The sequence below is a fragment of the Roseateles sp. genome (assembly GCF_049240545.1).
GTDB lineage: Bacteria > Pseudomonadota > Gammaproteobacteria > Burkholderiales > Burkholderiaceae_C > Paucibacter_A.
Map to the genome: position 1 here is coordinate 26,307 of NZ_JBMLSK010000271.1, position 9,895 is coordinate 36,201.

Below are 9,895 nucleotides of genomic sequence, written 5' to 3' on the forward strand. Positions count from 1 at the left end.
AAACAAAAAAGGGAAAACCTCGATGAGTATGAGCGCAATGCTCCGACAGTTCAGCATCCGAACTCGGATGATTGGTGCCATTGCCATGGTGCTGGCTTTGTTGGTCATCGTCGGTGGTGTCGGCCTGCTGGGCATGAACGCCATGGGCGACCAGACGCGGCAGTTCGCAGAGCACTCGGTGGTCAAGGCCAATGCCTCCGCGGGTCTGGCCAAGGCCATGGGTGAAATGCGCCGTCGCGAGAAGGACATGATCATCAATTATGAAAAGCCGGACATCGTCAAGGCCGAACATGCCAAATGGGACGAGGCGCGCCAGACTTTTGCCAAGCTGATTGCCTCCTTGCAGACATCCAATCAAGATCGCAGCTCGGCCCTGCTCAAGCAAATCACACCGCTGATCGATGAGTACGCCAGCAGGGCCTTGCCGGTCTTGACACAACTCGAAGCCGGTGGCTACGACAACGCAGCCCTCGCCGACAAACTGCTCAGCGGCGCCAAGGAGAGCATTGGTCAAGCTGACAAGCTTTTGAGTGAGTTGCAACTCGAGTTAGACAAGGCTTCGACCGCCTCACAAGCACAGGCTCAGGCCACCCAGGAGCGCATGCTGACCATGTTCGTGATCGTGCTGGCACTCAGCGCAGCGATCGTGGTGCCTTTGACCCTGCTGAACATGAACAGCATCTGCAAGCCCTTGGCTGAAGCCGAAGAGCTGGCGGATGCGATTGCCAAGGGCGATCTCACGGGTTCTTCGGTGCAAGTGGAAGGGCAAGATGAAGCATCGCACCTGATGCGCTCTTTGCAGCACATGCAGCAAGCACTTCAAAGCTTGGTCGGTCAGTTGCGAACCTCCGCTGACAGCATCCGAACCGCCTCGGTCGAAATTGCCAGCGGCAATCAAGATTTGTCAGGCCGCACCGAGCAAACGGCCTCCAACCTGCAGCAAGCCGCATCCTCGATGGTGCAACTCACGGGCACCGTCAAACAAACCGCCGACTCGGCCCGCACCGCCAACCAACTGGCCTCTTCGGCCTCCAATGCGGCAGCCAAGGGTGGCGAGGTCGTCGGCCAAGTGGTGTCCACGATGGACGAGATCAACACCAGCTCCAAGAAAATCAGCGACATCATTGGCGTCATTGACGGCATTGCCTTCCAGACCAATATCTTGGCCTTGAATGCCGCGGTCGAAGCCGCTCGCGCCGGCGAACAAGGTCGCGGCTTCGCTGTGGTGGCCAGCGAAGTTCGATCCTTGGCGCAGCGCAGCGCCGAGGCTGCACGTGAGATCAAGACCCTGATTGGCGCCAGCGTCGACCGGGTGGAAACCGGATCCCGCTTGGTTCAAGAAGCGGGCGAGTCCATGACGGATATCGTGTCCAGTGTTCAGCGCGTGTCCGACATCATTGGCGAGATCACGGCGGCGACCAGCGAGCAAAGCGACGGCATTGGCCAGGTCAATCAGTCAGTGGTTCAACTCGACCAGATGACCCAGCAGAACGCAGCGCTGGTGGAAGAATCTGCGGCAGCCGCGGAGAGTCTGAAGGATCAGGCCGAACGCTTGGCAGAGGCCGTCGACCGATTCAAAATCAGCAAAAACTCCGTGACCAAGAGTTCGCACGGTTCCTTTGCATCTAAGCCCAAGTTGACACCCGCATCTGCGCCCAAACCGGCAACTTTGCCCAAGTCCGCAACGGCCGGCCACACAAGCCATGCCCGACCGGTGCAGACTTCCAGTATTGCGCCCACCGCAGCGCCCAAAGCAGCCGCACCCAAGACCGCGCCTGCCTCCAGCCATGCGGAGTCCGACTGGGAATCGTTCTGACCCCCCCGCTCCATCACTTCTTCCATTCTGCACACATAACGAGGTAAGCCATGGAAACAACCCGAGACAACGTGCCGGCCATTCGCCAAGAAACAGGCAATCTCGCCTTGCGCAGCCGCGGTCCCGCCAGTGGCGAGTTCCTGACCTTCCGCTTGGGTGCGGAGGAGTACGGTATCGATATTCTCAAGGTGCAGGAAATCCGCTCTTATGAGCAGCCGACCCGCATTGCCAATGCGCCAGACTTCATCAAGGGTGTGGTCAATCTGCGTGGCGTGATCGTGCCCATCGTGGATCTGCGCTTGAAACTGGGCTGCCCTTCATCGGAGTACAACAGTTTCACCGTGGTGATCGTGCTGAACGTGCGCAACCGCGTGGTTGGCGCGGTGGTTGACTCGGTGTCCGATGTTTTGGAACTGAACCGCGATGCCATTCGCCCTGCACCGGAATTGAGCTCATCTTCGGTGGACACCAGCTTCATCACCGGTATTGGCACCGTCAATGACCGCATGCTGATTCTGATGGACATTGAAGGCCTGATGAGCAGTGCCGACATGGGCTTGATGGACTCCTTGACGATGTAAACGTCAAGGCCGAATGCCGCGCGACAGGGGCCCGTGGAAGCTGCAACACATAGCAGCATCATGAGTTTGACTCACCAGAAAGGCGAAGGTTGTTATGGCAACGGGCTCCACTTCAATAGCGAAACGCGTCTCGACCATAGGCGGAATTACGCTGGCACTGGTGCTGCTCACCGTCAGTAGCATCGTCAGCGTCATGCTGACTCGCGACGCCCATCAACGCGTGGTGACCTGGGTGGGCGACAAAGCGCAATCGCTGGTCGACTCCATGCACGCGATGGACGATTCCTCGCGAATCTTGGTGGAACGAAACTTCGGCTCGTTCCGGCAAGAATTTGGACCCAGCTTCTCGCTGGACGAGGCCACCGGCGACTTGCGCGACTGGGGTCCCAAGCTGAACGGCAACTTCACCCAAGTTGATAAGTTTGCAGGTGCCACGGGAGGCATTGCCACCGTGTTCGCCGCCAAGGGTGATGACTTTGAGCGCATCACCACCTCCTTGAAGAAGCCCGATGGCGAACGAGCCATGGGCACCATGCTCGGCAAGACGCACCCCGCTTACGAGACTGTCAAGGCTGGCAAAGCCTTTTCAGGCCGGGCCTACCTGTTTGGCCGGGCCTATATGACCCATTACTCGCCGATCAAGAGCGATGACGGCAAATTGATCGGCCTGCTCTTCGTCGGTTTCGATCTGGATGCGTTTGAAAGCGCGATGCAATCGCTGGCCGCCAAGGCCAAGTTCTTTGAGAACGGCGGGACCTATATCGTTTCGGTAGGCAAAGATCCTTCCAAGGCTACGTTTGTCGCGCACCCCACAGCCAAAGGGAAGCTGGTCAACGAAGTGTTCCCCGGTTTCGACAAAACCCTGACGGAGTTGGGCGAAAGCGAGGACGGCTACCTCGCCGGTGTCCCCAATGCCTTGGCCAGCCCCCGCGACGACAACTTTGCGGTGGTTCGGAAAAGCGAGCAAACCGGCTATTGGGTGATTGCGCAAGTGTCCAAGGGCGAGGCCATGGCCTCCCACTGGGCTACCTTGGTGCCGTTTTGGATCATGCTGGCCTTGACCGCCGCGGGCTTGGGTTTCGGGCTCTTCTGGATGATGAGGAACTGGGTGGCAGAACCGCTTGGCGCCCTCACTCAGGCCGTGGGCGCCATCGCCCAAGGTGATTTGTCACACGAAGTCGACAGCAAGCGGGACGACGAAATCGGTCTCTTGATCCAAAGAACCGAAGGCATGAGACAACGCTTGGCCGAGACCATAGGCACGGTGCGTCAATCCGTGGACTCCATCGGAACCGCCAGCGCAGAGATCGCCACGGGCAATCAAGACTTGAGTCAACGCACCGAGCAAACCGCGTCCAATCTGCAGTTGGCCTCCTCATCGATGTCGGAGTTAACCGGCACCGTCAAGCAAACCGCCGACTCGGCACGCACCGCCAATCAGTTGGTATCTTCAGCCGCCGGAGCTGCAGCCAAGGGCGGGCAAGTGGTGGGTCAGGTGGTGGCGACCATGGACGAGATCAACGCCAGTTCGCGCAAGATCAATGACATCATCGGCGTGATCGACGGCATCGCTTTCCAAACCAATATCCTGGCCCTGAATGCTGCCGTTGAAGCCGCTCGCGCCGGTGAACAAGGCCGCGGCTTTGCCGTGGTGGCCAGCGAAGTCCGCTCGCTGGCGCAACGCAGCGCAGGTGCAGCCAAGGAAATCAAGTCACTGATCGGCGCCAGCGTCGAGCGGGTGGAAGTGGGTTCCCGCTTGGTGCAAGAAGCCGGGACGTCCATGAATGATATTGTCTCCAGCGTCCAACGAGTGCAAGACATCATCGGCGAGATCACCGCCGCCGCAAGCGAGCAAAGCGAAGGTATCGGCCAGGTGAATCAGTCGGTCGTGCAACTGGATCAGATGACGCAACAGAACGCCGCCTTGGTGGAGCAATCGGCCGCAGCAGCCGAAAGCCTGAAGGGCCAAGCGCAGTTGCTGGTGGAAGCGGTGGCGATGTTCAAGCTCGCCAGATCAGCGCATGGCACTCAGCCTGCACGGGCTTCCTCTCTGCCCGCTAGCTCATCAAACGTCCCCAGCAAATCTGGCAAGCCGCCTCCAAGCGCTCACAAGCCGGCACCTCCTGCGGGTGGCTCCAAGGCCAAGTCCGGCGATTCGCACAAGCCCTCAGATTCAAGCGCGACCAGTACCAGATCGCCTGCACGGCCACCATCAGCCGCGCCCCCGGCTGACAAAGAAAGCGATTGGGAAAGCTTTTAGGCTACACGCTCACCACGAGCCACATTCTTAGTTCCGAGGAGATCCACTCAATGTTTGACTCGATCAAGACCCGTCTGATAGCGCTGAGCATCGCCGTTGTGGCCGTAACGCTTTGCATTGCGACCATCGCCAACTACGTCATCGTGCGCGGTCATACGCAAGCCGCGGTTCTCTCCAATCTGAATGAGCTGGATGCTGCACGGGCGGCTTCCATTGGCCAATGGGTGCGCTCGCAGCGAGACATCGTCACAGCGCTGAGCCCGGCAGTTCAACAGGCGGAAGCTGTCCCCTTCTTGGTTCAAGCGGCCAAATCCGGCGCCCTGGAGGCGGCCTATGTGGGCTTTGAAGACAAACGCATAGTCTTCAACACCCCTCAAAACCTCCCTCCCGGCTATGACCCGACCGGGCGCCCCTGGTACACACAAGCTGCATCAAGTTCTGGCGTGGTGCTGACCGAGCCCTACGTCGATGCCGCGCGCCAGCAACTGGTGGTGACTTTTGCGCTTGCAGTCAAAGAAGGCGGCCAAACCAAGGCCGTGGTGGCCACGGACGTGTTCTTGAACGAAGTGGTGAGCACGGTCAAGTCGATCAAGCCGACCCCGAATGGCTTCGCCTTCTTGGCCTCCACCAAGGGCAAGATCGTGGCTCATCCGGACGCCAAACTGGCACTGAAACCCCTCTCCGACCTTTCGCCGCAGTTGGATGCCAAGGCCATGAAACAGATGCAGGAGACTGGCGCCAATTGGGTGGAGGCTCGCATCGGGGAGCAAGACTATTTGCTGCGCGGGGTGGCGATTCCTGAAAGTGACTGGATTTTGGTCGCTGCCGCCAACAAGAGCGAAGCGCTGGCCTCGCTGAGCGCCCTGCTGCGTGCCGCCGCCGTTGTTCTGATCGTGGTGATGCTGTTGGCGGGTCTGTTGATGGCCGGGGTCATCACCACCATGCTCAGCGGCCTGGAGCGCGTACGCAGCGCCCTGGATGAAATCAGCGCCGGTGGCGGCGATTTGACGCAACGCCTGCCGGAGGCCGGCAAAGATGAGATTTCGCGAATCGCGGCCTCTTTCAATCTGTTTGCCGAAAAGATCCAAACCATTCTGCTCGACGTGCGCTCGGCCAGCAACTCCATCACCACCGCCTCCAGCGAAATCGCTATTGGCGCCCAAGACCTCTCCCAGCGTACCGAGCAAACCGCATCCAACCTTCAGCAAGCGGCCTCGTCGATGGAACAGTTGACGGGCACCGTCAGGCAAACAGCGGATGCGGCACAAACCGCCAATCAGCTGGCCTCTTCGGCGTCCTCAGCCGCAGCCAAGGGGGGTGAGGTGGTCAGCCAGGTGGTCACCACCATGGACGAGATCAACAACAGCTCGAAAAAGATCAGCGACATCATTGGCGTCATTGACGGCATCGCCTTCCAAACCAACATCCTGGCCTTGAATGCCGCCGTCGAAGCCGCGCGGGCCGGCGAACAAGGTCGAGGCTTCGCGGTGGTGGCAAGCGAAGTGCGCTCTTTGGCGCAACGCAGTGCCGAAGCCGCCAAGGAAATCAAGGGGCTGATTGGCGCCAGCGTCGACCGGGTTGAGGTGGGCTCAAAACTCGTGGAGGCCGCCGGCGCGTCGATGAGCGACATCGTCTCCAGCGTACAACGTGTCACCGACATCATTGGGGAAATCACGGCCGCTTCCAGCGAGCAAAGCGATGGCATCGGTCAAGTCAATGGCGCCGTCGTGCAGTTGGATCAAATGACCCAGCAGAACGCTGCCTTGGTGGAAGAGTCTGCGGCAGCGGCAGAGAGTTTGAAGGACCAAGCGCAACGCCTGACAGAGGTGGTCTCGGTCTTCCGGCTCAGCAGCACCGAAGGCCATGCGCAGCACCACAGTGCTCCTGCGCCCGCCCGGTCCAGCATGAGCCACAAGCCGGTGAGCAGGCCGGCCGGTTCGAGTCATGGGGCGAGCTTCAAGCCCGCAGCCAAGCCCGCACCGGTTCATAAGGCTGCAGCACCCAAACCTGCTGAAGCACCCGCGCCCCGTCCTGCCGCGCCTCCTCCGGCCGACAACAAAGACGACCACGGCGACTGGCAGTCGTTCTAAACCCCAAACTTAGAGCCCCGAACGCCATCCGCCCAGCCCGGCCCGGCCCGCAAGTCTTGCGGCCGGGCTTTGCTTTTTGCCCGCTACTACCGCTACTACCGCTACTACCGCTACTACCGCTACTGAGTATCGGCCTGCCGCAAGGTCTGGGTGACAGGTCGCTGCAACACGCCGCGCAAACTCCACCAACCCGCCAGCAGCGCCAGCAAGGCCCCGGCCAGCATCGTCACCAGCGGGACCCAGGCATTCAGCGTCCAGGCGAAGCCAAACACATAGCGCGCCAGAAGCCCACCCAAGAGCAACGCCACCAGACCCGACAAAAAGCCCGCCAGTGCCCCGACTCCGAGCAATTCCGCCCGTTGAACCTGCGCCAACAGCTGCGAACTGGCGCCCAAGGCTCGCATCAAGGCGAACTCGCGTATGCGTGCCTCACGCGTGCTGTTGACACTGGCCAACAACACCACAACGCCGGTCGCCAAGGAAAAAGCGAACAGGAACTGCACGGCCTGAATCACCTGATTCAGCACGCCCTGCACTTGATTCAATTGCGCCGATACATCCACCACGGTGGCACTCGGAAACTCACGCCCAATCGCTCGGTCCAGACTGTCACCCGCCGGCGCTCGAAAGGCCGCCACATAGGTGCGAGGCAACTCCGGCATCTCGGCGCGCGGGAAAAGCACAAAGAAGTTGACCCGCATGGAAGCCCAATCGACCTTGCGCAAACTGCTGATACGGCCTTCAACCGCCACCCCTGCCACATCAAAGCGCAAGCGATCACCGAGCTTCAGACCTAAAGAGGCCGCCAAACCCTCCTCCACACTCAAGCCGTCCGCCTCATCGTCCTGCCAGCGCCCGCCGACGAGCTGATTCTGATCCGGCTGATGGGCCGAGTGACTGAGGTTGAACTCACGCTCAACCAGGCGCTTGGCGCGGTCTTCGCTGAACTTTTGCGGATCAATCTCTTGCCCATTGATGGCGAGCAAGCGCCCACGGATCATGGGATAGAAGTCATAACGCTCGACGCCAGCGGAAGCCAATTGCGCACGAAAAGCCGGCGCCTGATCGGGCTGAATATTGATCACGAATCGATCGGGGCCATTGGCCGGCGTAGACGCGCGCCAGCTGTCAATCAAATCGGTGCGAAGTAAGACCAACAAGGCCAGAGCCAAGAGACCCACCGCCAGAGAGGAAACCTGGACCACGGCAAACACCGGCCGCGCCGCGACCTGCCGTGTTGCCAGCAACAGCCAACGCGGTACGGCAACGCCCCCGCCCCCCAGCGGCACCAGTCGACGCAGCAACAGCACCGCACACCAAGCCAGGCCGGCAAACACCAGGACCGCCGCAGCAAAACCGCCCGCCGCAATCAGCCCCAAGAACAGATCACCCGCGAGCACCTGCAAAATCGCCGCAAAGCCAAGCACACCCGCGCTCAGAACCAAGGCGGATCCAGCATTCAAGGACCCCAGATCTCGTCGAATCACACGCAAAGCCGGCACAGCCGCCAGTTGCAGCACCGGCGGCAAGCCAAAACCCAGCAACAGACTCATGCCCAAGCCCAAGCCCAGGGCGGCCGGCCACCAACCCGGATGCGGAAGACTCACATTCAGCAGTCCCGCCAACAGCTCAACAAAGCCGTAATGCAGCGCCAGACCTGCGGCCACACCCAAAACACTGGCCAGCAATCCCGCAAAGGCAAACTCCAGCCCGTAGGTCCAGGCAATGCGGCGCTGCGGCTGACCCAACACACGCAACATGGCGCAATCATCCAGATGGCGGCCCGCAAAATCGCGCGCGGCAAGCGCCACCGCGACCGCCGCCAACAAGGCCGCCAACATGGCGACAAGGTTCAGAAACTTGCTCGCGCGGTCCAAGGTTTGGCGCATTTCGGGGCGGCCACTCTCCAAAGAATCCAGCCGTATGCCGCGCCACCCCGACGATTTGATGAGTTCGGCCGATTGACGGGTGAACTGCGTCACTTTCTGCGCGGCGCGGGCATCACCCGGCTTGGATGCCACCGCCAAGCGGTAGCTGATACGACTCGCCGGCTGGACCAACTGGGTCGCAGCCAAGTCCGCATCGGACAACATCACGCGCGGCGCGAAGTTCAAAAAGCCGGCGCCTCGGTCGGGCTCAATGTCAATCACACCGCCAACGCGCAGCCCAACTTCCCCCAACTGCAAAACATCACCCAGTTTCAGGCCCAGGCCTGTCAATACACCGGCATCCACCCAAACCTCGCCGGGCGCAGGCGCCTTCACCACACGCCCATCGGCCAGCGTCAGTCGCCCGCGCAAGGGATAGGCCGCACCAACAGCCTTGACCGCCACCAAGCGGCTCGCGCCGCCCTGAGCCTCCGAGGCTCGGGCCATGCTGGCAAAGTTGACGCTACTCACCCGCGCCAAACCCAGTTCATCCGCCAGTGCCAGCAAAGGTGCCGGCGTGGGCTGGTCGCTGAGCAAGACCGCATCGCCGCCCATCAATTGCGAGGCGTCGCGGCGTAGCCCTTGATCCAAGCGGTCCGACATGAAGCTGACCGCACAAACGGCCGCCACCGCCAAACCGACCGCCAGCATCAGCAAGCGCAACTCACCCGCGCGCCAATCACGCCAGAACTGCCGCCAAGCCATCTGCCACACATTCGGTGGACGAGCGCCTCGCGAAGAAGTGGACGGGGAGACGGGCGCTGAAGGAATGCTGGGCGTACTCATGCCCCGCACTGTAGCGACTCCGCGGGGACGCTGCCGCCAGGATGCAAAAGCCCTGAATGCCGGGTTCAATCGATTGGCACCCAGCGCCGCTCCCTGCGGCGTCCAATAGGTCCATGCATACATCGCCGAACCCCATTGCTGCCGCGCACTTCCCTCCCCTATTTGTTTCACATGGCTCACCCATGACGGCGCTGGACCCCCGCGAGGCCGGCACTTTCATGCAGGCACTGGGCCACTGCCTCGATCAAGGCTTTGGCCGGCCACGAGCCGTCTTGAGCATCTCGGCCCATAGCCTGGCTGCGCAGCCCACCTTGTGGGCGGGCCGTCAGCACCAGGCAATCTTCGATTTCAATGGATTCGACCCGCGATTGCGCAGCCTGCGCTACGACGCTCCGGGGGCACCCGACTTGGCCGAGCAGTTGATGTCCCTGGCA

Annotated in this window: 5 protein-coding genes and 1 pseudogene; 5 read left to right on the forward strand and 1 reads right to left on the reverse strand. The window is 61.1% G+C overall.

Features of this window, described 5'->3' with window-relative positions; genetic code table 11:
* Positions 1–22: 22 nt before the first annotated feature.
* The 4 genes from ACOVRJ_RS17590 (at position 23) to ACOVRJ_RS17605 (ending at position 6,747) form a co-directional block, all read left to right on the forward strand.
* Positions 23–1,816 carry a methyl-accepting chemotaxis protein gene (locus ACOVRJ_RS17590; protein ID WP_422045134.1) on the forward strand — a complete coding sequence of 598 codons (1,794 nt, stop codon included), beginning with the start codon at positions 23–25 and terminating at the stop codon, positions 1,814–1,816.
* Between the two features lie 50 nt (positions 1,817–1,866).
* Complete coding sequence (locus ACOVRJ_RS17595) at positions 1,867–2,397, forward strand: chemotaxis protein CheW (protein ID WP_422045135.1); 531 nt, start codon at positions 1,867–1,869, stop codon at positions 2,395–2,397.
* 94 nt (positions 2,398–2,491) lie between these two features.
* Positions 2,492–4,657 (forward strand): methyl-accepting chemotaxis protein, encoded by a 2,166-nt coding sequence (locus tag ACOVRJ_RS17600; protein ID WP_422045136.1) that lies wholly within the window; start codon positions 2,492–2,494, stop codon positions 4,655–4,657.
* 50 nt (positions 4,658–4,707) lie between these two features.
* A complete protein-coding gene (locus ACOVRJ_RS17605; RefSeq protein ID WP_422045137.1) occupies positions 4,708–6,747 on the forward strand; it encodes a methyl-accepting chemotaxis protein in 2,040 nt (679 codons plus the stop codon).
* A 119-nt stretch (positions 6,748–6,866) separates the two neighbouring features.
* On the opposite strand, the gene ACOVRJ_RS17610 is transcribed toward ACOVRJ_RS17605, so the two are convergent.
* The gene (locus tag ACOVRJ_RS17610) at positions 6,867–9,461 is read right to left on the reverse strand and encodes an ABC transporter permease (RefSeq protein WP_422045138.1); all 2,595 of its coding nucleotides are present in this window, start codon (positions 9,459–9,461) and stop codon (positions 6,867–6,869) included.
* A gap of 182 nt (positions 9,462–9,643) precedes the next feature.
* Here ACOVRJ_RS17610 and ACOVRJ_RS17615 point away from each other — a divergent pair.
* Positions 9,644–9,895: pseudogene (locus tag ACOVRJ_RS17615) on the forward strand (dioxygenase); the annotation flags it as partial.